The 26,916-nt window shown below is 62.5% G+C and carries 39 protein-coding genes; 4 read left to right on the top strand and 35 right to left on the bottom strand.

From position 1 onward, the window contains the following. Positions 1-352: 352 nt before the first annotated feature. Genes NDB2M1_RS21905 through NDB2M1_RS01215 form a run of 3 tightly spaced genes read right to left on the bottom strand, consistent with a single transcriptional unit; the run spans position 353 to position 2,060 of the window. Entirely contained in the window at positions 353-829 is a 477-nt protein-coding gene (locus NDB2M1_RS21905; protein ID WP_143146584.1) for a hypothetical protein, read from the bottom strand. Continuing rightward, a complete protein-coding gene (locus NDB2M1_RS01220) occupies positions 829-1,323 on the bottom strand; it encodes a hypothetical protein (RefSeq protein WP_072378875.1) in 495 nt (164 codons plus the stop codon). The genes NDB2M1_RS21905 and NDB2M1_RS01220 overlap by 1 nt, the downstream gene beginning before the upstream one ends. Then, positions 1,314-2,060, bottom strand: a complete 747-nt coding sequence (locus tag NDB2M1_RS01215) for a TIGR04255 family protein (protein WP_253185736.1) — start codon at positions 2,058-2,060, stop codon at positions 1,314-1,316. The genes NDB2M1_RS01220 and NDB2M1_RS01215 overlap by 10 nt, the downstream gene beginning before the upstream one ends. Positions 2,061-2,194: 134 nt before the next feature. Here NDB2M1_RS01215 and NDB2M1_RS01210 point away from each other — a divergent pair, with 134 nt between their 5' ends. Continuing rightward, complete coding sequence (locus NDB2M1_RS01210; protein WP_072378871.1) at positions 2,195-2,395, top strand: hypothetical protein; 201 nt, start codon at positions 2,195-2,197, stop codon at positions 2,393-2,395. A gap of 369 nt (positions 2,396-2,764) precedes the next feature. Here the strand turns inward: NDB2M1_RS01210 and NDB2M1_RS01200 are convergent, their stop codons facing one another. The 18 genes from NDB2M1_RS01200 to NDB2M1_RS01115 all read right to left on the bottom strand — a co-directional run bounded on the left by NDB2M1_RS01200 (position 2,765) and on the right by NDB2M1_RS01115 (position 16,635). Next, positions 2,765-2,962, bottom strand: coding sequence for a hypothetical protein (locus NDB2M1_RS01200; protein ID WP_072378867.1), 198 nt, complete (start codon positions 2,960-2,962; stop codon positions 2,765-2,767). Positions 2,963-3,108: 146 nt separating this feature from the next. After that, entirely contained in the window at positions 3,109-3,642 is a 534-nt protein-coding gene (locus NDB2M1_RS01195) for a hypothetical protein (RefSeq protein ID WP_072378865.1), read from the bottom strand. Further along, the gene (locus tag NDB2M1_RS01190) at positions 3,639-4,241 is read right to left on the bottom strand and encodes a lysozyme (protein WP_216233920.1); all 603 of its coding nucleotides are present in this window, start codon (positions 4,239-4,241) and stop codon (positions 3,639-3,641) included. Before NDB2M1_RS01190 ends, NDB2M1_RS01195 begins: the two co-directional genes overlap by 4 nt. Further along, the gene (locus NDB2M1_RS01185; RefSeq protein WP_072378863.1) at positions 4,235-4,591 is read right to left on the bottom strand and encodes a ubiquitination-like system serine protease family protein; all 357 of its coding nucleotides are present in this window, start codon (positions 4,589-4,591) and stop codon (positions 4,235-4,237) included. The genes NDB2M1_RS01190 and NDB2M1_RS01185 overlap by 7 nt, the downstream gene beginning before the upstream one ends. Then, positions 4,588-4,854: a DUF7940 domain-containing protein gene (locus NDB2M1_RS01180; RefSeq protein WP_072378861.1), complete on the bottom strand. Its 267-nt coding sequence runs from the start codon at positions 4,852-4,854 to the stop codon at positions 4,588-4,590. Before NDB2M1_RS01180 ends, NDB2M1_RS01185 begins: the two co-directional genes overlap by 4 nt. 11 nt (positions 4,855-4,865) lie before the next feature. Then, a complete protein-coding gene (locus tag NDB2M1_RS01175; RefSeq protein ID WP_143146583.1) occupies positions 4,866-5,189 on the bottom strand; it encodes a hypothetical protein in 324 nt (107 codons plus the stop codon). A gap of 23 nt (positions 5,190-5,212) precedes the next feature. Beyond that, a complete protein-coding gene (locus tag NDB2M1_RS01170) occupies positions 5,213-5,974 on the bottom strand; it encodes a LamG domain-containing protein (RefSeq protein WP_143146582.1) in 762 nt (253 codons plus the stop codon). A gap of 4 nt (positions 5,975-5,978) precedes the next feature. Beyond that, on the bottom strand, positions 5,979-8,327 hold the full coding sequence (locus NDB2M1_RS01165; protein ID WP_072378855.1) for a hypothetical protein: 2,349 nt from the start codon (positions 8,325-8,327) through the stop codon (positions 5,979-5,981). Between the two features lie 75 nt (positions 8,328-8,402). Beyond that, positions 8,403-8,792, bottom strand: a complete 390-nt coding sequence (locus NDB2M1_RS01160) for a hypothetical protein (RefSeq protein ID WP_143146581.1) — start codon at positions 8,790-8,792, stop codon at positions 8,403-8,405. Between the two features lie 10 nt (positions 8,793-8,802). Then, the gene (locus tag NDB2M1_RS01155) at positions 8,803-10,017 is read right to left on the bottom strand and encodes a hypothetical protein (RefSeq protein ID WP_072378850.1); all 1,215 of its coding nucleotides are present in this window, start codon (positions 10,015-10,017) and stop codon (positions 8,803-8,805) included. Between the two features lie 14 nt (positions 10,018-10,031). Further along, positions 10,032-10,697 (bottom strand): DUF2612 domain-containing protein, encoded by a 666-nt coding sequence (locus NDB2M1_RS01150; protein WP_072378848.1) that lies wholly within the window; start codon positions 10,695-10,697, stop codon positions 10,032-10,034. Next, the gene (locus tag NDB2M1_RS01145; protein ID WP_072378846.1) at positions 10,697-11,878 is read right to left on the bottom strand and encodes a baseplate J/gp47 family protein; all 1,182 of its coding nucleotides are present in this window, start codon (positions 11,876-11,878) and stop codon (positions 10,697-10,699) included. Before NDB2M1_RS01145 ends, NDB2M1_RS01150 begins: the two co-directional genes overlap by 1 nt. A gap of 14 nt (positions 11,879-11,892) precedes the next feature. Beyond that, entirely contained in the window at positions 11,893-12,354 is a 462-nt protein-coding gene (locus NDB2M1_RS01140; protein ID WP_072378844.1) for a contractile injection system sheath initiator, read from the bottom strand. After that, on the bottom strand, positions 12,351-12,956 hold the full coding sequence (locus NDB2M1_RS01135) for a Gp138 family membrane-puncturing spike protein (protein WP_072378842.1): 606 nt from the start codon (positions 12,954-12,956) through the stop codon (positions 12,351-12,353). The genes NDB2M1_RS01140 and NDB2M1_RS01135 overlap by 4 nt, the downstream gene beginning before the upstream one ends. Next, entirely contained in the window at positions 12,956-13,870 is a 915-nt protein-coding gene (locus NDB2M1_RS01130; RefSeq protein ID WP_072378840.1) for a phage protein, read from the bottom strand. The genes NDB2M1_RS01135 and NDB2M1_RS01130 overlap by 1 nt, the downstream gene beginning before the upstream one ends. Before the next feature lie 2 nt (positions 13,871-13,872). Continuing rightward, positions 13,873-14,184 (bottom strand): phage baseplate plug family protein, encoded by a 312-nt coding sequence (locus tag NDB2M1_RS01125; RefSeq protein WP_072378838.1) that lies wholly within the window; start codon positions 14,182-14,184, stop codon positions 13,873-13,875. 7 nt (positions 14,185-14,191) lie between these two features. Then, on the bottom strand, positions 14,192-15,013 hold the full coding sequence (locus tag NDB2M1_RS01120; protein WP_072378834.1) for a phage baseplate protein: 822 nt from the start codon (positions 15,011-15,013) through the stop codon (positions 14,192-14,194). Then, positions 15,010-16,635, bottom strand: a complete 1,626-nt coding sequence (locus NDB2M1_RS01115; RefSeq protein ID WP_072378832.1) for a hypothetical protein — start codon at positions 16,633-16,635, stop codon at positions 15,010-15,012. Before NDB2M1_RS01115 ends, NDB2M1_RS01120 begins: the two co-directional genes overlap by 4 nt. Before the next feature lie 134 nt (positions 16,636-16,769). Here NDB2M1_RS01115 and NDB2M1_RS01110 point away from each other — a divergent pair, with 134 nt between their 5' ends. Then, positions 16,770-17,324, top strand: coding sequence for a hypothetical protein (locus tag NDB2M1_RS01110; protein ID WP_143146580.1), 555 nt, complete (start codon positions 16,770-16,772; stop codon positions 17,322-17,324). Then, the gene (locus tag NDB2M1_RS21900; protein ID WP_171955293.1) at positions 17,318-17,827 is read left to right on the top strand and encodes a hypothetical protein; all 510 of its coding nucleotides are present in this window, start codon (positions 17,318-17,320) and stop codon (positions 17,825-17,827) included. The genes NDB2M1_RS01110 and NDB2M1_RS21900 overlap by 7 nt, the downstream gene beginning before the upstream one ends. A 1-nt stretch (position 17,828) precedes the next feature. Here the strand turns inward: NDB2M1_RS21900 and NDB2M1_RS22510 are convergent, their stop codons facing one another. The 12 genes from NDB2M1_RS22510 to NDB2M1_RS01055 form a co-directional block, all read right to left on the bottom strand. Beyond that, a complete protein-coding gene (locus NDB2M1_RS22510; protein ID WP_171955285.1) occupies positions 17,829-17,975 on the bottom strand; it encodes a DUF6889 family protein in 147 nt (48 codons plus the stop codon). Positions 17,976-18,016: 41 nt separating this feature from the next. Next, positions 18,017-18,412: a phage tail assembly chaperone gene (locus tag NDB2M1_RS01105; protein WP_072378828.1), complete on the bottom strand. Its 396-nt coding sequence runs from the start codon at positions 18,410-18,412 to the stop codon at positions 18,017-18,019. Then, positions 18,412-18,879: a phage structural protein gene (locus NDB2M1_RS01100; RefSeq protein WP_072378826.1), complete on the bottom strand. Its 468-nt coding sequence runs from the start codon at positions 18,877-18,879 to the stop codon at positions 18,412-18,414. The genes NDB2M1_RS01105 and NDB2M1_RS01100 overlap by 1 nt, the downstream gene beginning before the upstream one ends. Positions 18,880-18,891: 12 nt before the next feature. Next, positions 18,892-20,376 carry a DUF3383 domain-containing protein gene (locus NDB2M1_RS01095; protein WP_072378824.1) on the bottom strand — a complete coding sequence of 495 codons (1,485 nt, stop codon included), beginning with the start codon at positions 20,374-20,376 and terminating at the stop codon, positions 18,892-18,894. Positions 20,377-20,394: 18 nt separating this feature from the next. Continuing rightward, positions 20,395-20,982, bottom strand: coding sequence for a phage neck terminator protein (locus NDB2M1_RS01090; RefSeq protein ID WP_072378822.1), 588 nt, complete (start codon positions 20,980-20,982; stop codon positions 20,395-20,397). Next, positions 20,979-21,440 (bottom strand): hypothetical protein, encoded by a 462-nt coding sequence (locus NDB2M1_RS01085; protein WP_072378820.1) that lies wholly within the window; start codon positions 21,438-21,440, stop codon positions 20,979-20,981. The genes NDB2M1_RS01090 and NDB2M1_RS01085 overlap by 4 nt, the downstream gene beginning before the upstream one ends. Beyond that, entirely contained in the window at positions 21,437-21,955 is a 519-nt protein-coding gene (locus tag NDB2M1_RS01080; protein WP_072378818.1) for a hypothetical protein, read from the bottom strand. The genes NDB2M1_RS01085 and NDB2M1_RS01080 overlap by 4 nt, the downstream gene beginning before the upstream one ends. Further along, entirely contained in the window at positions 21,952-22,341 is a 390-nt protein-coding gene (locus NDB2M1_RS01075; protein WP_072378816.1) for a DUF4054 domain-containing protein, read from the bottom strand. Before NDB2M1_RS01075 ends, NDB2M1_RS01080 begins: the two co-directional genes overlap by 4 nt. Before the next feature lie 72 nt (positions 22,342-22,413). Continuing rightward, positions 22,414-23,541, bottom strand: a complete 1,128-nt coding sequence (locus tag NDB2M1_RS01070; protein ID WP_216233919.1) for a DUF2184 domain-containing protein — start codon at positions 23,539-23,541, stop codon at positions 22,414-22,416. A 61-nt stretch (positions 23,542-23,602) separates the two neighbouring features. Beyond that, positions 23,603-24,103 carry a gp53 minor capsid family protein gene (locus NDB2M1_RS01065; protein ID WP_072378814.1) on the bottom strand — a complete coding sequence of 167 codons (501 nt, stop codon included), beginning with the start codon at positions 24,101-24,103 and terminating at the stop codon, positions 23,603-23,605. 40 nt (positions 24,104-24,143) lie between these two features. Continuing rightward, positions 24,144-25,442: a DUF2213 domain-containing protein gene (locus NDB2M1_RS01060; protein ID WP_072378812.1), complete on the bottom strand. Its 1,299-nt coding sequence runs from the start codon at positions 25,440-25,442 to the stop codon at positions 24,144-24,146. 2 nt (positions 25,443-25,444) lie between these two features. Next, positions 25,445-26,029: a hypothetical protein gene (locus tag NDB2M1_RS01055; protein WP_072378810.1), complete on the bottom strand. Its 585-nt coding sequence runs from the start codon at positions 26,027-26,029 to the stop codon at positions 25,445-25,447. A gap of 17 nt (positions 26,030-26,046) precedes the next feature. Here NDB2M1_RS01055 and NDB2M1_RS01050 point away from each other — a divergent pair, with 17 nt between their 5' ends. Then, positions 26,047-26,271 (top strand): hypothetical protein, encoded by a 225-nt coding sequence (locus NDB2M1_RS01050; RefSeq protein ID WP_072378808.1) that lies wholly within the window; start codon positions 26,047-26,049, stop codon positions 26,269-26,271. On the opposite strand, the gene NDB2M1_RS01045 is transcribed toward NDB2M1_RS01050, so the two are convergent. Then, complete coding sequence (locus NDB2M1_RS01045) at positions 26,268-26,495, bottom strand: hypothetical protein (protein WP_072378806.1); 228 nt, start codon at positions 26,493-26,495, stop codon at positions 26,268-26,270. The two genes, NDB2M1_RS01050 and NDB2M1_RS01045, sit on opposite strands and share 4 nt — an antisense overlap. A gap of 11 nt (positions 26,496-26,506) precedes the next feature. Continuing rightward, entirely contained in the window at positions 26,507-26,914 is a 408-nt protein-coding gene (locus NDB2M1_RS01040; protein ID WP_072378804.1) for an NUDIX hydrolase, read from the bottom strand. Positions 26,915-26,916: the final 2 nt, after the last annotated feature.

The raw sequence follows: 26,916 nt of genomic DNA, 5'->3' as shown, positions 1-26,916 counted from the left end.
AGCAAGGATTGAACTTGCGACCCCTACGATGTCAACGCAATGCGTGTGGGGCAAAACGGCTGATTTCTGCCATTTGTGGATTTCGTATAGCCAGAACAGGCCAAGAACAAAAGCCGTTTCTGCGCGAGTTTCACGCAAAACGCACGCAAGAGGAACGCCCGAAAATCGGCCGATCTGAATGGAAAAACGCTGCAGTGTCTCGACCCTGCCGCTGACTTGCTGATCAGCAACCAGATGATGCGGGACAAGCAGCAGGAAGCCGGGCGGCGCGAGGAGCTCAAGGCCGAGATCACGCGTCTGGCGCCGCCGGCGACGGCCGATGCATGGGGCAGACCCCCGCGACGGTCCGGGTTTACTTCGGCGGGTATTGATCGATCGGTACTCGTCGGATGGTCGTCGCCGAACTTGCAAGGCTGCGACTGGCCGAGTTCGTAATTGGACCGATGATTTCGCCATGCCATGGGTTAGCCTCTCGCGCGGCCCCGATGAGGTCGGGTTCAAGAGGTTTGGGCGTCCAAGCTGCGCCGCTGGCGAACTCTCTGGCCGATTTCGCAGATATGGCGATCAGCGCATACGTGTTTGGCATCACGCCAAAGCGGTGATCAGGCGGAAGCCCATCCTGAAGTAGAAGGCATTCTAAGTCGACTGATGCACCGACATCACCAGACTTCAGTTTGAATGCTTGATCAGATACCTTGAAACCGTTGATTTCGCAGCGCACGATTTGCACCGGGGTTCTGCAATGTCGAAGCAATCGGGAATCGTCGACGATCGCAGGATCATCGGTCCGGTTCGTCCCGTGATAATCTTGCGCAACGACCGCCAGCATTATGTCATGGCGTGAAAGATTGCAGCGCGCAGAAGGTCAAGCGCTGCCAACCCTGTGCGCTCAATTTCGCGGTCAGAACCAGCAGGACGCATCCACGCGCTTACATCGGCACCTTCTTCCAGAAGCAGTCCAAAGGAACCGCTGCGCAAGTGCCATTCCGCTTGGATGGACCCATCAGCTCCAGGCACAATCGAGCCTGCAGGAGCAGTTTCTGGCACAATGCTGTCAAGATACCGAGTGAGCATGTTGAGGCGGTCGATAGAGACGGCCGACGCCCCATAGCCGTCCCAGTCATCTGACAACAGACAGAGCTGTCTTGCGCCAGCATTGACCCAAGGAAGCTTGCTTGGCATCTGCTGCTTCCCTTCCTGCTGGTGATGCTGGATCTGCACGCCCGCAGTCGAGAACCCTGCCGCCGCCGGGCTCATCAACGCGAACGTCGTGAACGCAAGATGGGTGGTTGCTGACGCTATACTCAGACCCATCACATCCACGCTTTCATTGCCTTCGGGATTATCACCTCGGAAAACCGAACGCCTATATAATCATGGGCAACTTGTAGGAAAGAGTTAACTTCGTCCCAGTTTGAGCAAATTCCTGCCGCAATGAACTGCAAGCGGATGACGCTTCGTGGCTCTACTTCAGGGCCTTCGGTCACGACACCCATTTCTGCACGAATTTTCAACATTGGGCCCTGTGGCGGCGGCGTTGACGTTATCCCCTCAACCCACATGTTGGTCCATCCAAACATGGCGCTTGACGAAGGATCGTTTGGGTTAAACCACGATAACAAATTGGAAAGCCGTAGCGTTCCGGTGTCCGGATCCGGGACCATTGGAAGAATGTCATCGTAGAAAAGTTCCACCGCAACCGGATCCGGAACCGCCCATCCGCGATCTGTATGCCAGTCGGCCAGGCACCTCACGTACTTTTCAAAGGATGCTTTGAGCGTATCGAAGCCGGGATAGTTAGTGGGAGTGCCCGGCGTGGAACGTCGACGCCAGTTGTACCCGACCATATTATCCTGAAGTTGGAAAGCGAGTGTTTCATCAGCCGATTTGAGAAACCATCGATCGACGAACGGCTCAATAGACAGGGGAGGAAGCCCCCGCAGCTGAAGGATTTCTGGTCCGTCAGACGGAATGGCACGTTCAAAGCCAGGAAGCTCAGAACGGACTTGGTCATGAAAGTCTTTGAGGTTGTATCCGGCAGCCTGCTGCTTGCCTGCCAAAGACACGCTGATCCCAACCTCATTTGCGGGGGGCAATTTCAGCTTCAGCGGTCGTCTCCCATTTATGTAACGAACGCTTAAATGGGGATGCACTTGCGAGGCAATGATTCCTTTTTCCCTTCTAGGAAACGTCGATGACCAACTCCCTTCACGATCGCCTGCAGGGCCTGTTCGACCGCGTGAAGGACTTTCCCGAGGCCGGGCGCTGCGAGCATGGCACGCACCTCAAGCCGGATGCCTTCGCGGCGTTTTTCGACATGCGGCAGTTGATCGAGCGGGAGGTACTGCCGGCCCTGCACCGGTATGAAAGTCAGACTGATATCAGAGGAGCTTAGAATGCAATTCATAATCTATGGGATAGACGCCAACGGCGGCCGACATGAGTTAGCTCGAACCCGGTTTGCTGCCACTGCACGAGACTTGAAGGCCGCTAAGGCGGAATGTTGGGCGCAAATCGAGGTGGTGGGGTCTGAGGGGGAAGTCAGCGAACACGAATTGGACCGCCTCGCGGACATCGAGTACCGCTATCCCTAGGTGTCAGCGCCGGCAGTGGCTCAAGGACCGGCGGGGCCAGCGCGCCGTCTCAGGCGACGCGCTGGCCCCTAAGCGCAGCGGCCCGTCAACCTCTGCGCCTGTACCCAGCCTGCTTTGTGCCACCCCGCGCCGCCATCCCAAGAAATTGGGATAGACAGGTTGAAAGCCGCTTATGGCTGGAAATCCATCCACATCACCAATGCGGCAATCAGCAAGGGGCCGCTAGCTGCGTACCCGATACGCGACAGACGCTCTCCGATGGAGGAGGCGGGGTCGGGCTGGAGAGCATTCACAGCGATCATTGACAGGGCAGTCCATCCGACCGAGCCAACCATCGCTGCGAACCAGACAATGACCAGAAAGCTCATGGATCATTCCTCAATAGCTGGCCGATCTCAGTAAGAAGTAACGATCAGCCGCTATCGAGCCGTCGCCCACATCATCGCGCTGACGATCGCGCCGATCAGGCCGCCGGCGATCACCGCGTCGCGGATCGCGCCGAGGATCTTGCGCATCATGGCGCGTCGGCCGGCACCGCCAGCCCCTCTATGATCCAGCCTTGCGCGATGGCACGCATTTCGGCTGCTCTGGCAGCGGCGTCGACGAGCTGGCCGTCCTCGGCGCGGGGACGACAAACCAGATCGGCAGGCTCAGCGGATCCGTGAAGGCCTTGGGCAGCCGGATCGGTTCCGGGCAGATCGGCACCGCCGGTGCTACTGCGATCCGGCGCGGGCCGCACGCGGTGAGCATCAGCAGCAGCGCGCACAGCGCGAAAATAGGCAGGCGATTGCGCATCGGACTTCTCCGCGATGGCCTGCGACACGACTGCAGGCGCGTGGTTGGTGGCGATCTGTGCGGTGGTGGCCTGCTTGCTCGCCGTCTTCACATCAGCGCGGAAGGCGTGACAGGCTGCGAGCTCGGCGCGCTGGTGCCAGATAAACAGCGCGAGAACCGCGATCAGCGCCTCGCGCCCGTAGCTGGCAAGGAAGGGCTTGATTCGGTGCCACCACAGATCGCCGAAGAACAGGCGGACGGCGAACCAGGTCATGCCGCGTCCTTCAGGCAAAGTGCGCGCTCGCGCTGGCGCCGAGCGGTAAGGCCCTTCACAGGGCGCAGGACGCCGTTCACGCGCGCCTTGTCCCACGGCAGGAAGGCATCGCAAGCCGCGCGGATCTTGCCCGCGTCGACCAGCTTGCGGGCCGTGGAGCCGCACCAGGCACCGACGCCGATGTTGTAGGCCATGGAGATTGCCGCGGCGCGCACGTTGTCGCGGCGGGGCTTGTCGAGCGCGAGGCCGGGCGTGCAGCGCATGACGCCGGCAGCGTGCTCCACAAGCGCCTGCTCGAGCATCGCGCCGCATTGCACCTCGGTATAGCGCTGACCCATGCGGATGCCCTTGGTGAGGCCGTCGCAGGCCGTGGGGATGCCGGCGATGTCGCGGTAGGCGGCGAGGTACTGCGGGCCGCTGACATGGCGCACCGTGGCGCTGCCATCGTCGGCAAAGCTTACCGTCACTGTCCGGCCGCTTTCCTCGTGCGGGGTGGTGACAAACAGGCTGGCGGCGGTGGCGAGCCCGACAAGCGCGGCGAGGGTGCCTGCCTTCTTGGGCGTGACGCGGCGAGGCTGGGGCGCGGAATCCTTCAGCACGATACGAACTCCCCATTGGTCAGGAACCCATGCCAGTGCTCGCCGATGCGAGCGCCGGACTGGTCCATTTGGTAGATCAGGATCGAGGGGGTGAGTGTGATGCCGTCGCGCTCGCCGTTCCAATGCCAGCGCGGCCGGTTGCTCTCATGCGTGTCGAAGCCGACGCTGAACATGGAACCGCAGCCGCATGGGCAGCCGAACAGGATGCCGGCGGGCAGCTTCTCTGCATCGCCGTAGCGCGTGTAGAAGTGCCAGTGCCCCGGCTCGACGCGGGCTTCTCCGTCGTCGAAGTCCTCGACATAGACGGCCTTGGCGCTGCCGCGCTGGTTGACGGGTGCGACGGTCGTCACTGCCCGTCACCCCTGCGCACGATTCCCGGCTGCGACTTGGTCCGCGAGTAGATCGCGGCAACCGCCACCAGCAGGCCGATCAGAGGCCGCACCGAGTCCGGCAGCGCCTTGATGACCTGCGCGTACTGATCGGGGAATTCAGCCTGCAAACCGCTGATGAAGCCTGCGAAGACAGCAAGCCGGATCGAGGCGAACTGCCACCAGTGCTTCGCCCACACGAAAGCGGCCACCGCCGCGAGGCGAAGGCGGGTCAGGATATCCATGTCTGCTTCCTTCAGTTGTCGGGGTGTTCGGGAGGATCGGCCGGGAAGGCTCTCTTCAGCACGGTTTTCGCATCGTGCAGCGCCGGATGGTCAGGGTGGCTCCCCTCGACAATCGGGATCAGGGCCATGACCACTTGCGCAATGGCCATGGCGCGGTTGTCCGCCTGGGTGACGCGCGCCTCGAGGTCGCGAATCCGCTTGTCCTGCCGCGCGCCGGCGAGGCCGAGGAGCCAGCGGAAGAAGGCGAATGCCGCTACGAGCACGGCAACGAAGCTGCCAACGATTTCGTGACTTTCGAGTGCGACCAAATGACCAAGCGGATTTTCAGTTGCCATGCTTTGAATTCCTAACCGATAGGTCAGATCGCGAAGGCGTATCCCTGCGCCGCCAAAAACGCCTTGATCGTCGCGTAGATCGTATCGATCTCGCCGGCCGTCATGACCCGGTTGTAAAACGCCTCGGTGCAAATGCTGATGCCACCCGCCGCGCTGGTGTTCGGCGTCCGCCTGCCAAGCAGGAACTGCTTGCTGGAAGTCGCCACACTCGCCGGTGAAGGGGTGGCCGTCGCTGTCAGCATCGCCGAAGCCGAGTTTCGGCGATAGGATTTGACCTGCGTGGCACTGAAGGAAACGGCGTAGAATTCCCAGAGGTTGAGAGCGCCAGTGATCTGGGGATTTGCGCTGCCAGTCGGGCCATCGGCGTCGTACATGTGCGGGCTGAAAGTTCCGCTGCTGGAGAGCCAAGCCCGAAAGCCCGCAAGGTCGCTGATATGCTCTGCCGAAAACAGTGTGCCGTCCGTGCCGTTGGCCTTCGCTACGCCGCAGAACGTCCATTCATTTGGCGTGCCCGCTGCAACCAGTTCGGTGTCCGTAAACGGCGTCGTATAGTAGTTGTTGGCATCGGGCGTAGCAAAGCCTGCCCCAAGGGTCGGCGCACCTGTCTGGGTGCGCTTTCGTCCGTGGAAGCTGTAGTCGTGATGCGCGCTGTCGGCATTCTTCTGCCCGTTGCCGAACATGTACGCGGCATAGAGCGAATTGCCGCCGATATTGGGCCAGCTCTGCCCATAGAAGAGCGCGCCTGCAGGTGCCGTCACTCCCTTGAGTGTCTGAATGAGAGCCATGAAGTTATCCTACGGTGATGCGGTGGATGGGTGCCCAGTTGAAGAGCGGCTTGTTGATCCCGGAGGGATCGAAGACGGCGGCGTCGCTGTCACGAAGGCACCCGCGAGAGCCGGTGACCCGGCCCGCAGAGACGCCGGTAGCGCCGCCCTTGTGTGCGTAGTCCACCCGGATCACGCCTGCCGGGATGTCTGAGCTGGCAGTCAACAGCACCGTTCGCCCGCCAAGGCCGATGATCGAAACGGCCGACAACGGGACTTCGGTTGCTCCGGAATAGAGGTTGAACCCCCTCTGGCCCGGGTCGCTGACATTCGCGGTGTCCAGCACCAGACGGCCAACCGGCACGTCATACTCGACGGCAACAGTCCGCGGCCCATCCTGCCAGGCGCGCAGCGGATTGATCCACTTGTGCCTTACACCGCGCGCGGCTCGCTGCAGCGCTCGGCCACACATGGCTGCAGCCCACTTGACTTCGGTCGCGTTGAGCAGGTGCGAGCCGATCGAGTTGGCGCCATAGTTGTACTGGTACATGGGGCCCGCGAGGATGTAGTTCGGGTCCGAGTTGCACATGGCCAGCACCTGCCGTGCGATGGCCGGATCGGTGATCCCGTAGTATTCGTGGCTGGCCACTTGGGTCATGATGACCCGGACCTTGGTTTTGCGGCCGAACTTGGTCTGGCAATAGGTCTCGAAAGGCAGTCGAATTCCCGTCTCGATCTGGGAATACCACAAGGCCGGAGACGTGTTGCCAACCGTGTCGGCCTCGCCCTGGCAATAGACGATATGGACGACATCGGGCACCTTGCCGCCGGCGCGCGCCAACGTGTCGATCGCGTCGATCATGTATTGCAAGCGCGGGAAATAGGCGCCGCCGCTGGAAAGCTCGGCTGCGCTCTTGCCGCCTTCTGCCGGGACCGAAAGGATCAGGTTTACGCCATCAGCGGTGAAGGCATAGCCTGCTTCACTGGCGAAAAACTGCGAGAAGCTTTCACCGACGCCGCGACCAGCGCTTTCCACCCCTGCCTCAACCGCGTTCGTCAGCGACGCCAGATTGGCCGAGTTCGAGTAGTCCAGTCCGGACATGCCGCCGTTGAACATCAGCAGACCTCCGCCCGAAAACGCGCTCGTGCTGATGGCGGTCGTATCGAAACCGCGGAAGACCGACTGGCCGTAGATCGCAGCCGCAAGATAGTTCCCTGCGGGCATGTAGGGCGTCACATCGGCGGTGCTTGGGGCCTTTGCCTTCCATTTGCCGGTGGCGGCATCAAACGAAAGCGTGTCGCCATCAACCGGCGCGGCTGCACTGACGTCCGGAATTGCTCCCAAAGTCAGGATAGGCTTGCCCGAGCTGGCCCAATAGGAACCGGTACTGTCAGCAATGAACGCGTCGATCAGGAAGCCTGCGCTGTCGACAAGTGCGTAGGCGAAGGCATCGGTCTCGATCGTAGAGTGGCTGATCAGGTCAAGCAGATAAGTCTGGTTGGGCGATTGGCGCAGGAAGTCGTTGCCGAGCAGCTCGATCAGGAAGCCATCCTTGTCGACCTGCGCCATCGCGAAGGCATCAGTCTGGATCTCGGAAATGATGCTGGTCACCGAGGTTATGGCGGCGTCGACACCTGCCTTCAGATATTCGGAGTACTGGACGCCCGCCATCAGGTAGGGACTGAGCGACCCGGCACTGTTGATCCAGCCGATGCGCTGAGCGCCATCGGTGGACGGCGACATGAAGAGCCGGTTGACCGGGATAGTTCCCACAACCGCCACAGGCGTTGTCGCGCCGGTCAGGCCGGGGATCGTCGGCATGACAAGCGTCGGCGCTGTGTTGCTGGTCGAGATGCCTGGTGTATCGATACGGGGGACGGCCTTGCCATCCGAGCCGACGAACACCGACCACGTGAACCCGTCAAAGCCACCGGTGGTGCCGCCGACGTAGGTCCCGGGCGTGCCGCCCGAGCCACCGCCGCCGGTGATCTGGAGGACCTCATAGGGCAGTGCCGAGGGATAGGTCTTCAGGAACGATGCGCGCGAGCCGAGATCGGAAATCGAGATGGAGGTGGCGTCAAGCGCTGCCTTGACCGTCCCGCTACCGTAGCCGATCGCAGTAGCGCCGGTGCTCGACATGAGCATATTGAAGAATGCCTGAACCGAGCCGCCGCCAGCCGCACCGATGATACCGGCGCCATTCGTACCCATCAGTTTTGCGAGAAACTGCTCTACCGTATCGCCGGTGGACAGGCCGACCAGCGAACCGCCCTGTCCGGATGCAGTGGCAGCCAGCGAGGCGATCGGAACGTAGTTCGCGAGCGCGGCGTTGAGGTCGGCGGCAGTAAGCACCTTGCCGGGGGTAAAGGTCATGTCTGGCGCATCCTGGCAAAGAAAAACCCCGCCGAAGCGGGGTTCTGGAACTGGGTAGGGTCAGGCGGCGGCTGATCAGCCCCAATCGGGCTGAGGTGTCTCAGGCCATTTCGGCGACTTTACCGGGTTGCGAAAAATTGCGCGCAACGCTGCTCGATAGTCCGTGAATGCAGATGCGTTCTTCAGCGCGCCCGCGACATCGGCAGCCTGCGTGTAGTCCGTCGCTGCGAGCAAGCTCCGCGCCGTTTCCTTGCACCGCGTGATCAGTTCGGCGTCGGAGGGCAAAGGAGGATCGGCGAGCACAGGCATGCCATCCTTGCCAGCCAGGATCTGCTGACCAGTGGCCTGTCCGGCCATGAGATCCTCATATGCGTTGTCGTCGATCTCGACAGCATCATCCGGGATGAAGCCAGCATTGGCATCCAAGGTGTAGAACCCGCGCGTCGATGGAGAGAAATACCGCATTTGGGGAGCCTCAGTAGCCGATGGAGAAGAGGGTGCAGGTCGCCGAAGAGGCCAACGTGCTGCGCACCGTCGCGCCGCTTGCCGTGGTGCCGGAGACGAAGACGGAGACGTCGTTCGAGGCATCATCGCCGTTGATCCAGGCCACCGACGCGTTGTTGAACGCGCTGGGATAGCTGAACGACTGGGTCGTCGTGGTCGTCACGGTGATTGTCTGCCATTGGATCTTGAAGCCGTTGGACCACTGGATGTAGCCCGCCGAGGCAGAGAACGAAGAAGCAGTGATAACCGGCGCGGCGGACGTCTGAAGCTGGAAGTTCGTGCCGTCGTAGATCATGCTGTAGATGCGGCCCGCGACCAGCTGGCCGGCAACCAGCACGGCGCCATTGAATTGCACGGTCTTCGCGCCAAGCCCGTTGACGTTGATCGTCGTCGCACCGGTGTTCGTGGCGTTCATCAGGACCTCGACCACGAGGCCGACCGAATACGCAGCTGGTGCAGGGGTCAACGTAACCGTGATGGCATTGGCACTGCCGCTGTCGGCTGCGTAGTTGTAGCCGCCAGACTGCACCGCTCTGGCAACACCCTGTGCGGTCGCAGCCTTCGCGGTATCGGTGCCGGCCGCCACATCACTATTGGCGGCCAGCAACACGATGCCGGCTTGGGACGTGCTCGCTGGAACGTCGACACCTACGCTCAGCAATTCCCACTGCGTGCCGTCGTACATCAGCAGGTAGATCTGGCCCGCGACCATCTGGCCCGCTTTGACCGCGTTGCCCTCGGAAAGGACGGCCTTCACACCAAGGCCCGCATAGTTGAAGGTCACCGCGCCGGTGTTCGTGTTGGCGATCTGGATTGCGACCTGCATGCCTGCCGCAAGCGCGGTTGGCGCCGGCGAACTGGTGCCGATCAGCGTGTTGACCGAACCGGTGTCGGCAATGAAGTTGCCGCCTGATGCCGCGGCTCGCACCGCCAGCGCGAGGTTGGCGACGAAGGCGCTGAGGTTGCCGTCATCGGGAATGTTGGTGTTCAGCGCGTTCGCCATCCACGTTGCGACGCCGGCGGCAACGAAGCTCGCTTGCCGGAACACCTTGTTGAACTTGGCAGAAGACGCAATGCCCGAGGAGAAGCCGTTGCTGAGGGCAGAGTCGGCCGCATAGACCGATTGCGAAACGACGTTTGCGCCTGCCCCCGTGGCAAAGGGCAGGAAATCCGTGCTTGCGGGCATGAGTTACTCCGATGTCAGGTGAACTGGCCGAAGGCACCGAAATCGAGGCCGTCGACGTACTCGGTTTCGATATCGAGGCCGAAGAAGGGTGCGGCGGGAATGGTCGGAATGACGTAGGACGCTTCCACGCCAGCCGGCCGCAGATCCAGGACCCCAGCCGCGAACAGTTGAGTGAACACCGGATCGACCAGCGCACCATGCAGCGCGAGGACCATGGTCATGTCGCCATTGTCCTGGATCAGGATCTGATAACCCTGCGGCCCGAGCAGCGTCTGCCATGCGGTGTAGGCGCCGGAGATCGAGCCATCCCAATGGTTGGCGACGATCGTGGCCTTGAGAAGCGTCAGGTAGACGTCATCCGGAAGAGCGATGAGACCGGTCAAGGGCTCGCCGGGACTCCAAATGACCCCCTGCTCAAACCCAAGCCCGCTGATGTCGAAGCTGAAATAGACCCCGTCCAGCGCACTTGAGACGAACCGGCTTGCGCCGATCCACTCGCCGAGGATGTCCAGTTGCTGCCCCTGCGCAAGGTCCAGATCGAATGCCGCGTTCAGACCGTTCAAGGTCGCAAGCGTATCGGCAATCGGCTGCACCGATGCCGCGACCGTTGCCATGAAATTCGGCTTGTCGGCATGCTTTGAGGTGATCAGCCCGGTGTAGGGCGTGACGTCGCCCGCCATCAGATCAGCGCCAGACTGATGTCCGCCAGCGCCTGCTGCGGGGCCTGGTTGAACGCCATCGGAAGGTCAGCCGCCGCCGGTGAGTCGGGGTAGACCGCCATGGTGAGCGCTGTCAGGTTGAAGGTGGTCGGAGCGCCGCTGCCTTGGATCGCAGCAGCAATCACTTGCGTGAGGAACACGCTTTCACCGACTGCCAGCGAGTTGATGTAGGCGTTGATCGCCGCGATGATGTTGTTGCCGGTCTGCACAGTGTAGCCTGCAAGCGGCTTCAGCGTGACGTTGACCACGATGCGGCGGTAAGTCGGCCGGTCGAAGCGGACCGTCGACGGTATGCCGAACTCGTCGGTCACGGTCTGGATCACGCTGCCGTAGGTCGCGACGCCGATCTTGCCGTTCGCAATCGCCGTCGCGATCGCCGTGGTATCGCCTCCTTCGACCACCAGCCAGATCGTGTTGGCCGGCACGCCTTCGCTATCGGTCGTCCCCGTGTCGTTCTCATGCGCTTCTGCCCGCGAGACGCCGGGAAGATTGCGGACAGCAGCGAGGATGGCTGAAAGCGGCGTACGGGCCGGCAGGTTGGTCGACCGGGCCTGACGCTGGCGCAGGGTCGCGTCCTTCTCAACCGGCGCGCCCGGCGAGGCGGCGGACGTGTTTGTCGCAGAAATCCAGCCGCGCGTCGGGTTGAGGATTTTCGTGATTGTCCCGATAGCTGCGGAAATGGCCCCAAGCTGCGCAGCAGTCGCTGTGACGGTGATCGAGCTGCTTTCCGGAATGGTGACTGTGGTCGGCAGGTTCCAGACGTTGCCGCTGCTATCCTGCACCTGTCCATTCGTGATGACGGTCCCTGCCGTGCCGGTGATCAGAACCTGCGCAGTGGAGTTCGACGGCGTCTCGCGGCGAAGGCCATTGATCTTCACGACGGAGGACAGGCCGACGCCTTGTGCGGTGCTGGGCGAAAAGCTGTTGTAGACCGCGATCGCCCCGGCATTCACATCGGCAATTGCCTGCGCGATGGCCGCAATCCACTGACCGTCTTGCGTATCGGGAGTGAGGACAGCATCGGCGCCGTAGATCTGCTGATAGGTCGCCTGAAGCGACAGCAGGGTATCGTCGAAAGAGGGCGCAGTGATCCCGGCCGGGCCCACCTGGGCGCCCAGCGTTGGAAGCGGATAGGTTGTCACGTCTGCGGTAGCCCTTATCCGAGAACCGATTCATCGAGCACGAAAGTGAAGTCGAGCAACGCGAGGGACGGTGAGGTGCCGACCGGGAACCCGGTAACGGGTGCAACCGGCTGCAGCCCCCGGCCAAATGCCGCGCTAAGTACGAGCGACTGTGCGCTGTATGCTGTCAGTACCGTCGCGTTCACCGCCAGCGCGCGATTGGTCAGGTCGCTGGAATAGGCGGTGATTTGCGTGACCCCCGGCGTGCCGAGAATGACGCGGCGGATCTCGGCGTCGTACCCCGCCTTGGGCTGACGGCCGAGTATCTTGCCGCCCCAATCGGTGCCCTCAGTCGTGTCGAGGAACCACTCACCCTTGATCAGGCCAAGCCGGGTATTGATGCACTGCGCGACCGCCGCTGCAGAATTGATGAGGAAGTTGGCGGCGCTGAGGCCGAAAGTCATGTCGCCGTTGGCGTCGAGCGCGCGAACTCTCATTGCGGGCCTCCGCTGATTCCTGATCCGGCTTGGACGTCGCTGTGCTTGTGCTCGTCGAAGTGGATGCCGTTGATGTAGACGCCGCCCGGCGCCACCATGTTGATGCGCTGCGCCTGCGGATCGAGCTCGAGAATTGTAGCGCCGTCGGTGCTGCGCAGCTGTGCCTTGCTGGTCGAGACGCCGGCCGGCACACGCGGCTGCGACCAGATGCCGGGGATGACGAAGCCATCCGACAAGTCGTGCATGCGGTAGACCATTGGGGGCTGGATGCCGCCATTCTGCCACCAGGCATCGATGCAGCGCGAGGCAAAGATGATGAGGCATTCGTCGTCCGCTGCAATCGGCATGGTCAGCGTGACGCCGCCGCCAGAGGGAAACTGCACGGGACAGTCGACCAGAAGCGGCAGGTTCACGTTCGTCGCCTTGCCGGTCTTCGGATCGGACAGCGTGCCTTGGATCGAGGGCTGGACTTCGCAGGTCATCGCGGCGGGATCAAAGGACTGGATAATGCCGGGCAGGGCGGTGTACATTTGCGCTTGTCGCTCGCGCGTTGCCATCGCGATAGCTGTTGTCGGGTCGCCGAGGCGTTGCCGCTGGTCCATCAGAACAGGTACCTTTGGAAGATGCCGCTCAGGCCGCGCGTGGTCGGATCAAGCGAAAGGCAAATGATGTCGCTGTACCAATCGGCGCCTCGTGTGTTGCCGAAGTGCTCGATCACGTACATTCGATATAGTCCGTCGGCGTCAGGGCGCGGCAAGTTCGTGTTCTGCACTTGCTGCTGATAAGCGGTCGTGAACGTAGCTGCCTGAACCGATGCATTGTCCAGCTTGATGGTGTCTCCGAGGGTCAGGTTCGGGTTTAACAAGCACCGCACTCGGATGCCGTCTTGCGTCTGCTCTGGCCAGCCGATCATGCCGGTTGCGCCGTTGATCACTGTCGCCTCGCCTGCCCTCGGGCTGTCTACCGCCACAAGATCAATGCCGTCGTTCGAGTAGAACCAAATCGCACCCATCTTCGTTGCCGCATCGGTCAGAGCGCGCCGAGCCATTCCATATTGAACTGTGCCGCGCGGAAGCTGCGGCGGGGTTGTGGTGGTGTAGACGTTGAGCTTGCGGCCCATGGCGGCAGCGGCGGCCTTCGCCACGTCAAGCACGGTTGCCCCCCTGGCGAGCGTTACGCTGATGGGCTGCTGATGCGAAGAATAACCTTCAGCTGCAATAAGATCGACGTAGGAGTCGACGGCGTTTTCACGCCCCGCCTTGGCTTGGATGATCTCCCCGCTGAATATGACGCCGTAGGCGCCCCTCTGATACCCAGCGCTAAGCTCGACGCGCGTGTACTCCCGGATGCGCTGAAATGTCTGATCCGAGAGGTTGTAGACCCTGATCGATGCAGTTTGTGGAACGCCAACTTCCGCCTGCTTGATCCGGAACGAGAAGTGCAGGGCTGAGACATCGATGGCGGTCGAACTGTCTCCGATGAGCAGTCCGGCCTTGCGGATGAACTGGTTGGCCATGGTCAGGCGGTCACGAAGACGAGATGGGTATCGGTACCTAGATCGGTGAACGTTGGCGCATCATCGCCGCCGGAACTGTTCATTACGAGCAGCGAACCGCCAATGCCCAGATAGGCGTACTGCCCAAGGAGGTCCGTTCCCGTGACGAGCGCGATGCCGCTCACGATCGGCGCGCCGGTGGCGTCGGCGATATCGAGGATCCACCCGCCTTGGGCATTGTTTCGCCACTGCACGGTCATCTGATACGCGATACCAAGCAGCTGGACCGAGAACGTCTGCGGCTCAGCGGTGAGGGGGATTTCGAAAGCTGCCACAAGCGCCTCAAGCGTACGTCGGGATGGGGCCGGAGTAGCTGACGGCCGACTTCACCCCTTTCTGTGTGACCCCGCCTGATGCTGCGGGATCAGCCCTTCTTGCTGTCGCTGGCATGGTCGTCTGAAACGTGTCCACGAGCAGAACCTCCTGAAGCTGCGCGGTGATCATCAGGATGTTTTCCGAGGACTGATCGGTTTGTGTCCGGATCGACCGGATCAGCATGTTGTCGTAAGCGCGCTTGCCGGTCTGGACTGAGATCAGCTCGGCGCTGCGTTGAAGCTGAATAAGCTTGTCGTAGAGATCGCGCAGTGGCTTGGCGCCGTCCTCGATGCCGGTCTGTTGGTCCTGTGTCGCGGCGATGGTGGCGACGATCCCCGCCAGTGCCTGAGAGGCTTCAGGGCTGAACTGGTCAATGACGGGCGCGATCTGACCATAAAGGTCATTGAGGTTCTGCGTGGACGACTGCGAGGTCAGCGCATTGCCCAGCGCGATGGTGTTGTAGGCGGTCGACAGCGTCCCCACGGCGTTCGGACCGCCGACAGCAGCGACTACCGGCAGGATCTGATTGTAGGCGTCCGTGAGCTTCTGGAAGTTGGACCTCGGCTTGGTGTCCGCTGTCGAGGGGTTTGCTTGTTCGTAGGCGCCAGCCGCCGACCAACCCGCCTCGATGGTGAGAAGCGCTGGCATTCTGAAAGCGTGGTCTGTGATTGGAGCCCCTCGCTCGACCGGGTGTGTCGTGATGGTCAGGTCGTCAACATGTTGCTCTCGAACCGTCACCTCGGCAATGAAGCCGCCGAAAACGCGGAGGATGCCGGTGTTCGAACTCACTGCACCGTCACTCCAAAGTTCGCTACCAGCCGCTGGTTGACCGAATCCTGTATCGACGCAATTTCATTTGCGATCGCCTTCGGGTCGTGGTTGCTCGCAATCGAGTAGTTGTTGGTTTGGTTGACGGTTGCCGATCGGCCGGAGCCGGTCACGCCAAGCCCGCGGAAACCTTCGTGCTGTGCCATCGCTGCGGCCACCCGCTGAAGGTCAGTCATCTGCAGCTGGTCGAACCTGCCGATGCCGGTCAGTTGCTCAACATGGGCGACATAGGCGCCGACGTTGTTCTCGCTCGGCGGCGCCCACTTTGAAATGATCTCAGCAATCGTGTCGCGACCGCGAGCCATGTAGCTCTTGAGAAGCCTTTCCATGGCGTTGAGGCCGCTGGCAACATCGTCGAAGATCGCGAAGCGCCCGTCACTGCCTGCATAACCAGGCTGACTACGGGCAAACGAGCCGTCCATGATGTTGCCCGGGTTGTTGTTTCGCTCCGCGCGCGTTCCGCCGCCACGACGCCGAGTACCACCGCTCCTGCGCGTGTTGTCGTTGGCGCTACCGCGCATCCAATCTGGCATGAGGTTATTGGGATCGCCGACCGGGTCCATACCCCGGTTCACAGGCTTGGCGATGGCCGAATAGTTTCCGGCGAGGCGGTCCTTCTTCTCTTGCTCGGTCTCGTTGTAGAACCAGAACAAGCCCGGAATGCCCCAGCCGTTCTCATAGCCCTGCTTGGCCGGTTCGCCCGGCTTGCTCGGCGATTTTGACAGCCAGCCCTCATACGCGACCGTCGCGGCACCGATGGCGGCAGCCGCTGCGATGAAGGGTGAGGACAATGCCGCTGCTGCGACAGCAATGGCCCCGAGCGCTGCGACCACCTCCGGCGTCGAAATCTTGGCGTGGTCGAGATTTTCCAGGAACTCGATGAACCGGCCAAGGAACTGGTTGATGGCTGGTAGCGCCTTGATCAGAAACACCTGCACAAGAAGCTCAAGTTCGGCCTTGAGTTCGCGAAGCTTCGTCTGCGCACTGTTTGCCCCCTCAGCTGTATCGTTGAGATCGACACCGAAGCGCCTTCCGAGGCGCGTAGCCATGCCTCGATACCACTTCTCAAACTCCCCGGTGTCACGCTTCATGGCCTGCAACGTCAGCGGGTCAACGCCGATGACGGTGGCGATGCTCTTGGCCTGCCAGTACGGCATGCGCTTGAAGGTTTCCGCCAAGTCCTGCAATGACTTCTCGGCGTTGCCGATGTGCTCGGGCAAGACGCCCCACTGCACGAGGAAATCTGTGGCGCCGGGCGACGAACGGGTGAACTCGGCGATGCTTTCGAGCGCGTTGGCGGCACCTTGCGACGAGCCGCCCAGCTGCGTCATCGCATACGAAAATGCCTTGATGTCGATGGCGGACGAGCCGAGCCGTTGGGTCTTCCAGTAGAGTTGGTCGAAGTCCGCCGCCATCTTGACGACGGATTCGGCAACAGCTTTTGCTGTGTCGTAGAGCGCTTCGCCGAGGGCCACCGCCTTCGCGGTGGCAAAGTCGATGCCATCAGTGAACGCTTTCTGGCCTTTCGGATCAACCTTGAAGCCGAGGCCGACCAGAAATTCCTTGATCACATTGTCGGCCATTGTGCTTTCCCAGAAATGGAATGGGCGGCCCAGTCGGATGTTCCGACTAGACCTGAGGTAATTCGCTGCCTCATCGAGGCTGGACTCTCCTCCGAAGCGAAGTAGCCTTCGTCCCAACAGAATCGGGGGGCGGTATGCGCAGACTTGTTGCTGTACTTCTCGCTTTGGCACCCGCCGCTGCGCTCGCTCAGTCCATGATACCTATCCGGCTTGTCGCCGGGGTGAATGTTGTCCGCGATGCGCTAGGTCCCGGCCAGCACGCGACGATCAACTTGGCGTGGCGTGAGAACGGCAACGCGTGGGGCTATGATATCTACTCTGTCTCAGTTCGTGGCTCCATTGCCACCATCGACGGGCGCGATGTGATCACAGATCAGCCACATGTTGGCGAAGATATGATCAAGTCGGTCCGCTTTGCCCGAGCGAGCTTCAAGGGAAGGCCAGCGATCATGTTGCTTCAAGCCGAGCGGCATATCGACGCGTCTACCTATGATCCGGCGCGGACGACGATCAGTGCTTACGTCCTTCAGCGCAACACAGGCGGCCTTGGAACAACCTATGAGTTTGTTCCGATCCGGCGATATCTGGCCAGACGCCTCTACTGCAATGCAGAAATGGCCTTGAAGATTGAAGAAGGCCTAGACCTTCCGAGATCATATTCAGGACCAATGACCAGCACCGGATGTTAGGCAGAATCGGGGCCAAAATGTCGTGCTTGCGCAACCTCGCGATCGTCGTCGCTGGCATCATCTTTGTCGGCGCTCTTGCAGACACATCGCTGAACTCAACATCTGATCGTACTGCGCCACTACCATCGGATGGCGTTAGCGACGTGTCGGCCTTTCCATCTCCCAGTCCAACACCTACTTCGGCCATCGTCGTCCCTGATCGAGAGCCGACTGAAAAAGAGCTTAGTAACATAAGAGACGCCAACACCGTGCGCCTCCATCTCAAAGCATTCAATCAGTGTACAGATCGGGCTATATTTCGTGGAGCGGAATACACCTTTGCGCTGTGTGCTCATATTGTTAAAGAAGCGGAGTTTTACTCCAATAGGGCTGGCCTCGGATACAATCCTACCGATGCCGACATAATGCAGGCGATAGAGCGAAAAATCTCTGAGCGGTACGGGGACGAAGTGCTTGGCGATGATGGTCAAAGTTCATCTGGTTTTGGAGTGACCGTCAAATAGCCTAACGCCGCCGCGCCGCTTCCTCCATCCGCCGCTGGTTCTCGTCCCGCACCGCCAAAGCGTCGTTCATCCGCGCGATATCGACGAGCCCGACCGTCCCATCGATCAGCGACTCATACTTGCAGCACCCTTCGAGCACCGGGCGCATCAACCAATCCTCCCCGTCCGGCATCGAGACCGGCTCGAAACTCAGCTCCCCGCCGGGAGCGAACCCGAGCGGAGGCCGGTAAAAAAATCGGAGAGGTTGCTCTGCAACGTGGCCCAAGTGAGGCGCAGCATATCCGGCATCGCAATGTCAGCGAACATCAGCTGGTTGTGGCGATAGACCGAAGCCCACCCGGCATCGCCTTCCTGCCGCCGCGTGCACCCGCTCAGGCACCGCGAGATGACGTATTCGCAATCGGCATCGGGCAACTCGCCGATCGCTTGCATCAGGATTGCGAGGACGTCACCACTCTCCGACCCGCTGCGGATCGCCGCCAGCACGCCGCCGAGGCGCCGCGTGATGTGGAACTGCGTCATCGCGTCAAGCTTGGCCAAGCGGTAGCTGTGGCCGTTCACTTCGATCTCATCTGCGCCGCTCATCAGATGCCCCCAATCACGGCCGCCGGCGAACCGGTGCCAAGGCGCTCTTCGACCTTGGTGGCGTCCCAGGTCCATTCGACCATCGCGCCCTCCTTGTCCCACGTCAGGTCAGGCGCCTTCTTGAAGGCGCAGCCGTAGCAGGTGACGTGATCACCGCGCGCGAAGTCGCGGATCGAAATCACGTTCTTGCCCCAGACGATCGAGCTCGCCTTGTCGGCGTTGTACATCGACATCAGCAGGGCGTTGATGGGCGAGGTCTTGAGCAGACGGACGGTCACGCTTCCGGAATTGTCGGCGTGAAGGCTGTTCATGCCGGTGCCGTCGGCGCCAACCGTCAGGGTGTTCTTGTCGCCGCGCATGGCCACCGAGATGCCACCCTCGGCCGTCCCGGCACCCGCACCAAGCTGGATGTTGCCGTTGGGGCCTGCGATGCCCGCGACGACGTTCTGGAAAGAGTACGATCCCATCGCTCGGGCTCCTTAGCGGTTGACGTTGAGGACGGCGTTCACGGTGTGCACCGCGCCCGCGAGCTTGACGGCCACCTGGATCGGCGGCGACTTTCGCGCGGCGCGGTCCGGCGCGCTCTGCGTCGAGATCGGCGGCGCGTAGATGTAATAGCCGGTCGAGAGCGTATCCCCGGTCTGCAGCTGTCCGAAGCCGCCTGCCTGCCAAACGCCCGGAGCGACAAGCCCATTCGTGATCGCCGCTTCCATGGACTGGTCGATGACGTTGACGATCTGGTGGATGCCCGCGTCGGTCTGCGCCACCTTCGGCTGCGTCGCGAGCAGGTTGAACAGGTTGGTCTGGATCCTGTTCTGCAGCCAGTCCAAGCCGAAGATTTCGTCGATGTAGGCCGTGCCGAAGCAGGTGCCATTTACCAGCACCGACGCGCCGTTCTGGAAATTGGCGAAGTAGCAATACCGCTTGGTGTCGAGCACCGATGCTGCGTCCTGGGATAGCGGTTCATAGGCAACGCCCGGTTCGACCTTCCATGCCACGGTTGGCATCGTGTTGGAGCCGTTGAACTGCGTCGTCAGAATTGAGCCGAAGATCGAGATCACGGCGTAGGGGTTGGTGGTCGAGTACTGACCGAAGGTCCGCTTGTAGCCGGCTGCGACCAGCTGCGAGCCGATATCGGTGTTCGACGAGCTGTTGATTGCGTTGGCGTCGGCGGTGGTCAGGCCGAAGATATGCGTGCTCGCCTCGATGAAGGCTGCGACCGCAAGGTAGTCAGAATTGCTCGGCATCGTCGACGCGGCAAACGTCAGACCGTACCAATAGGTCGGAAGCGCATCGAGCGCGGTGACCGCGGCCAGCGCGCTTTCAGCCGCGATACCAGCGACCGCATAGGCCCCGGCAGCAGAAGTGCCGCCGAGCAGGCCGGAGACATCCGTTCCGCTGGCAGGCGCCTGAAGCAAGGATACCGAGGAAGCAGTGCCGGTCGTTGTCGATACGATCTGGAACTGGCTGCCGGTCCAGACGCAGGTTGCCGCGAGCGAAGCGCCCGTCAGTGCGGTGGTGATCAGCGAAGCGACTTGCGAAAGGCTGGTCGCACTCGAAAGGTTGATGCCGGTCACGCTGGTCAGCGAGCCGCCATTGACCTGCACTTTGAACCCGCCGGACGTCACCGCAGTGAAGTTGGCGAGTGCCTGCTGTGCGGCGGTCAGGGGCGCGCCGTAGACCGCGCCCGAGGTAGCCGTGCGAGCCCAGCGGCCGATGTAAAGCTGCGTCGGCTGCGGGCTCTGGCCGAAGAACAATTGTGCCGCTGCGTATTCGGGTGCGCTGGTGCCAAAGTCGGCCGCGACGCCGGCGAGCGTGTTGTAGCTGCGAATGCGGGTCTGCGTGTCGATGACAGCAGAGTCGCCAAGCAGCAGCAGGGTTTCGATGTTCGCGTACTGCGCGCCCGCAGGCGTGAGGTTCACACTCGCGGTGATCAGCCGCGAGACGGGAAGTCCAGTGGTCATGTGTCAGCCTCCGGGAGGTCAGTGGGGCGGATTGTCGGTGTTCAGCGGAAGCTGATTGCCGGTGGTTTCAGTGATCGTGCCGACCACGGTCGCGACAGGCAGGATCGCGAAGGTGTCAGTGGTCTGGCGCTTGAACGTGAAGCTGACGTCGATCCGGTTGGACCAGCGGCTGTTGATCAGCTCCGGCGCGCGGACAGGCGCACCTACATCTTGCAGGACGATCCCGGCCGCGGTCAGCGCATCGCGGTTCTGCCCGATCTGCAGTCCGTTGCGCGCGGCTCGCGCGGCCTGTTGAGCCTTGGCGCCGTAGAAACTCACCATGACCTGCAGGACTTCGTGCTGGACAAGCTTGTAGGTTTCGTCTGCCTGCATGGCCTGATACGGAAAGTCGTCGTCGTCGATCGCGAGCACGCCGACGGCCGCCCAGGTGCCGTCAAACTGCGGCGGGGCGCCGGGCTCAGCCTTGAACCGGCGCACGACGAAGCGTGGCGCCAGCCCAGTCACCGCTGCGATGACGCCTCGGAAGAGATCGTCAAGCGCCTCGTCGTTGATCGGTGCGGTGTTGGTCGGCAGCAGATAGCCGCCGGTGCTGCTGTCATTGCTCACTGCGCCACCTGACCGCGGCTGACCTTGCGCGCCAGCGCCTCGACGAATCCTGCGCCGTAGGCTGTCCAGTCCTGCACCAGAAAGACCTGATACACGTCGCCCTGAAACACGACCGTATCGGCCTTGTACCGCTCCAGATCGCTAGGCTCTATGGCATTGCCGTACACGTCGGCGGCAACGGGCCCGATAATCGGCGGCGGTGTGTCCGAAATGAATTCGCCTTCGCGGTAGAGGCGAAAGGCAGTGTAGATCGTGATCAAATCCTCGGCTGTCGTCAGGTTTGCCTGACGCAGCATTTCGGGATTTGCACCAGACTGGATGGAACCGAGCGGGTTTGGGATGATCACCGTTAGCACGACAACTTCGCTGCCGTTGGTATCGTAGGTGATCCGGCGCCGCCAGATCGTCATCGGCTGAAAGAAGTCGTCGTCGCCGATGAGATCGTCCATGTCGATCATGTGATCACCTTCACGCCCTTGGCCGCGCGAACAGCGAAATCGATGTTGCGGCGGTACTGACCGGTATCGAGCAGCGGCGTCTCCCCATCGCGGCCCCGGCGCTTGCGCTGCTTGATCGTTCGCTCGGCGAGCGGCGGGTCGATGCCATCGGTGATCAGGTTCTTGACCGACGATGTGACCACAAATCCGACCTGCACATGGGCAGCGCGAACCCCATTCACGTTGCCAACCACAGCCTTGCCAACCGCCTCACGGTAGATTTTCTCAACCTTCGGCAGCGCGCTCTGCGTTCCCGGCACCAGATGCGGGCGCGCCGGGATGTTGGCCTCGGGGGCGCCGAATTCGTTGAGGTAGCCGATCTCGGCGTTGTTCAGATGCGGCGTCAGGTCTTCATCATCGGGGTCGCGGAAAGCATGCTCCGACGGGATACCGACCAGTACCCGGTCCTGGACCAGCGCCTTGAGCGCAGCTTTGACGGCGGCGGTATGGTCGAATGTGACTCTGACATTCTTCACAGCTGCAAGCCGCCAGCGCCGACTATCTGGGCCAGTTGCCAGAACTGTACCCCGTATGTCGTCGAGTTCCAGTCGCCGGCGCCTTCGAGCGTGACGGCCGAGGCGTCCTGGCTCTTTGAGAGCTTGTCGATCGACTTCGCCGTGGTCGGGCCTTCGATCGCGCCGACTGCGCCACCCTTTGCCGCCGCCTTGGCGTTGCGGCGCTGGACCGCCATGTTGTGGGCAATGAACAGCATCGAGCCGTGGTCAAGCAGATCGGCCCAGCGGTCCGCCGGAAGGCGAAGCAGCGCGATGCCCTGCCAGAAGGTGAAGCTAGCCTCTGGGTAGGCTGCTGCGTCCGAAAACTCCGGAAATGCAGCGGTAAAATCGCTGTAGCTGAAGCTCATCGGCGGACGTCCTGAAGAACAACGGGGGCGCCGCGCTGGACGCCCCCGCCTGTTTGCGAGTGACCGGCCCTATCAGCCGATGCCGTCGCGGTAGCCGATCGTTTCCGGATAGACCGTCTCCACGCGGCCGAGACGGCCGTAGTAGGGGACGTTGATCCAGATGCCCTGGTACTGGGGCTGCATCGCCTGCAGGGGCACCATCGGGTAGCGGACGTAGGGCTCGTAGCGAGTGTAGGCCGCCATGCGGTCGTAGGTCGCTGCCGCGCCGCCGGGGCCGTTGAGGTTGGCCTTGTCGAGCCACTTCACCGGGTAGATCTCGAGCTCGATGTTCTTCTGGGCAGTGAAGACGTTGTTCTGCTTCACATAGTCCATAATGCTGATGTTGCCGGCCTCGGAGACCTTGGTGGTCGCGATGTAGCCGAACGGATTCGGCGCGATCAGGACGTTCTTCGGCGGAGCCTTGTAGCCCGTGGCGGCCCACACCGACACGAGCAGCTCGTTGAAGTCCGCCGTGATCTCGTCTGGCGTCTTCGTGAGCCAAGGCAGCGAACCGGCGGCACCGGCGGCAACGTTGCCGGTGTTGATGACCAGTGCCGCATTGATGAGGCCGGTCGCGCTGATCGTCGGATCGCCGACATAGACCATCTGGTCCGTGTCCATCTGGTGCTTGAGGTTGAGGCCTGCCAGCATCTGGGTGTCGATCGGGCGCCCGAGCTGCTGCGCGCTGAGCAGTTCGGTGATGGTGTAGCTCACGGTCTCGGTCCAGAGTGTGAGCGGGTTCACCTTCTTCTCGATGTCGACGTTGATGCGCGGCAGGGTGGTCGATTCCTTGCCCGCCCAGCTGATGCCGCCCGACGAAGGACCACCGGTCGAGGCGAAGGTCGACGTGGTGTAGGACGAGGTTTCGTCGCCCATGGTCACATCGGTGCGCAGGTCGATGTCACGATCCCAGGTCATGTCGACCAGCGGCTCGTGGATCATCGGGTCGAGGCGTTCGAGCTCCCCGACGAGGAACGCACCGGCGCTGTCGATGGTGGCCTGGTCGAACGTCTGGAAGGCGTCGCGCAGGAAGCGCGTGGCCTTGCGGTTGTCGCCCCATGCGAGCGCGGCGGCGATAGCGGGTGCGGAAGCCGCTGCGATGAGCGCAATCTGCGGCACGATGATGGCGGGACCGCTCTCCCGCATACGGAGGGTATTCATAACGGTGATCTCCTTAGGAGAACGGCCCGGCCATCAGGACCGGTGCCTGAGGGGGTTGGGATCAGTACGGGATGCCGACCGCGAGCTCGACGTTGCCCGCCGCGTCGGCAGGACCCGTGAAGGTGAGCAGGGCAGGGGCAACCAGACCGGAGCTGGTCGTGTTGTCCTCGATGCCGCCGATCGCGAGCCCGCCGTTGACGGTGGTGCGAACATAGGCCTGCGCACCGCGCGCGGCAGTACCGTTGGCGAGGCGAGCGCCGAGGTAGCCGACGATCATGATGTCGATCAGACCCGAGGTCGGCGGAGTTCCCGCGCCGAGCGCCGAGGTCGGGCCGCTGGCATCCTGCGTCGGGTAAGGACGAACCGTATACCCGTAGATGACACCGGCAGCATCGCCGCTGGCAAGGGCGCGGACCTTGCCGCCGGACAGCTTGACGGGCTGGCCGTAGGCGGTGGGCGGGTTGTTCGAATCGATGACCTCCTGCGAGATCACCTGGCCTGCGAAGGAGCGGCTGACGGCGCCCAGAATGGCAGCGTTCATCCGCGTGGTAAATGCCGTCATGTCGGCTTCCTTTCGGTTGAGGTGGGGTTGGGCGGTTCGATCAGCGACCCGACGCCTTGGCGCGGCGGGCTGCGATCTTCTCCTGCATGAGAGCCGCGGTCATCGGCCCCTGCGGGATAGCGGTGACGCGCGGGCGCGTGTTGTGCGCCTTTGCGACGGCGGCGGCGGCATCGAACAGCACGCGGACCTGGGCGGGCTTCGAGGCGGCCAGATCGACACCGGCGAGGATCGCCTCGACCGGGGCCTTGCGAGCGCTATCGTTCAGCGCCCGGGTGAGGACATCGCGGCGCATGTCGGTGATCGCGCGGCGCTTGGGCTCGCCGTCCATTGTGCCGCTCTTGTAGCCGGGGAAGATGATTTCGGCTTTGGCAGCCGCGTCCATCACTTCCTTGCTGTCCGCCGGCTCGTCCTCTTCGGGGTCTTCATCGGTGACCTGGACGTTCGGCTCAGTCGTGCTGGCGGTCTGCGCGGCGGCCATTTCGTCGAACCGTGCGCCCATGCCAGCGATGGCATCCTCGAGAGCCTTGAAGCGCTCTTCGTAGGGGTTCTCGTCCGCCACGGCGGCTGCCGGCGCGACGGGCTCCGTCGGGGCGTTGTGGATGTGGACGTGGACGCCGCCCTCATCACCGTTGGGCTCTTCGCCCAGACCTTCAGGGGCGTCGGCAAGGGCGCTCTCGAAGGCGGTTTCATCATTGTCCCGGAAGGCGGCCCGAAGGCGGTCCATCAGGGACATCTTGCGACGCTTCGCCATATTAGTCTCCATGTCTTGGATGGCACATGAGGAGCCACCCCGACCGCGGTCGACGATGGCGAGGTGGTTGCCGAGGATGGCGGTCTGCCGTCCGAGGCCGGGTTTCACTTCTTCGAGTTCGGCATCGTAGCCGGGGCTGACTTCGCGCTTTTTCTTCGCGACGATCAGAGCAATGGTGGCCGCGTCCGTGATGAGCAGGTCGGCCATCAGGTATTCGGAATCGACGCCCTCGCCCCGGCGCGGGTTGAGCACCACCCCGATCTGATACTTGCGGGTGTCGGTCTCGCTGAGCAATGCCGGCGGGTGGTCGTTGGTGACTGGCTTGCCGTTGAAGCTGGCGATGGCATCGGGCGCGAAGAGCACATCGGCATCGCGCATGATGACGACCATCTGGCCGTTCGCAGCCGGGCGAACCTCGGGAACTTCATCCGGCCGATAGAGCATCGCGCCGGTGCGGGCGATGCGTACGTCGGAGCAGAGCAGGTATCCCTCAGGCGTAAGCGCCTGCGTTCGCCCAAGCTGCTCCGGCGCATAGGTTGCCTGCGAGCCACGGTCCAGCACCATGGCCCGGTCATGGTGGACCGCCATGGTCAGGCGCTGACGGCGCCGAGCTGGGCCGACGTGATCGCGGTTGCGGCCTTGCAGAAGAACGTGGCGCGGCGCGCGTTGGTCAGCGTGACCGCTGCGCCTGCGCTGCCACCATCGATTGCGACGTTGGCAGCCGCCGGGAAGACCTTGATCGGGTTGGCGCCGTCATTGAACACGGTGACCGACTGGCCCGGGACGAGCGCAGGAAGCGACACAGCGTCACCAGAGTTCGCCGCCGTGGCGACAAAGTTCAATTTTGAGGTCAGTGCGGTCGCACCGGCAAGCGTTTGGGTCGTGCTGGCCGTGATGCCTGTCGTCACGCTTTGAGCATCGCCGACCGGCGAAAACCGAGGCGTCCAGGTCGGAGAAGCCTGCGTGCCGGTGTTCTGGTAGAGCACGCCTGCGGTGGTATCGAGCAGCAGATGGCCGGGTAGGGCGACACCGGCGCCGGTACCGTTGGTGCCGTTGGTCGGCGCGCCCGCGTTGGTCAGGGTGACCGTGGCGGAAAGGCCGTTGAGAAGGAAAGCGGTAGCGTCGAGCAGGGCGCGGCGGATCGCGCCCTTCCGCTTGTAGGCGGGAAGAGGCATGGGTATCGTCCTTTGCTATGAGGCATGCACCGGATGACATCGTCGATCAGTTGCGGGCGATTGCCGCACTGGACGGTGTCGAGCTTCCCGACCTTGCAGCCGAGGATCTCGTGGAGTTCGATGCCGCCGAATACATCGAGTACCTGTGGGGCTATCTGACCCGCATCAGGGACGGGGACGGCGACCCGGTTGAACTGGCGCGCGAGGCGCTCGATTTCAGGAAGTGGACGCTCGGCGGTTAGGCCGACGCGCCCTTGCCCGCGAAGACGCGGGGCTTCGGCGCTGCGCCGCCGTTCTTGATCAGCGCGATGTCCGCCTCGATGGCTTCAGCCGCGGCATTGTCCGCGTCCGCGAGAGCCTGGGCAGCTTCAGCTTCGGCGAGCAGCTTCTCGGATGTCTCGATGTGGCCGCGTGCGCTCTCGCGCTTGGAGGCGGCCGCTTCGGTCAGGATCTGGATCGAGTTCATGGTACTTCCTTTCAGACGGCGGCGACATGACCGAGCGTGGCGGCCACGCCGGGGTGCAGCGGTGATGGTGCCTGATCCGGCAGTGCCCAGACGGCTTCGGTGTGTTCGCCGTTGAGGCGGGGTTCGAACGGTTCGGCAAGATCTGCGCGGTAGGTGACGAATCCCGACCGGGTATCGATCAGGCGTAGCGGCCAATCGGCGCTGGTACCCGCTTCCTCGCGGGTTTCGCGGCGGGCCGCTTCAACCGGACTTTCGCCGTCTTCGATCGATCCGCCGGGCCAGCACCACGTCTCCGGGTAGGAGCTTGTCGCGGCGCTGCGCTTCAGGAACAGCATGCGGCCATCTGGCGCGACGCACATGATTCCTGCAGCTCGCACCACTTCGGCGCTGCTGTCGCGGAGATAGACGTGAACGTGCATGG

The organism is Novosphingobium sp. NDB2Meth1 (genome assembly GCF_900117425.1).
Taxonomy (GTDB): domain Bacteria; phylum Pseudomonadota; class Alphaproteobacteria; order Sphingomonadales; family Sphingomonadaceae; genus Novosphingobium.
The sequence above is the reverse complement of the archived record's forward strand: the minus strand, read 5'-3'. Positions and strand labels throughout refer to the sequence as shown.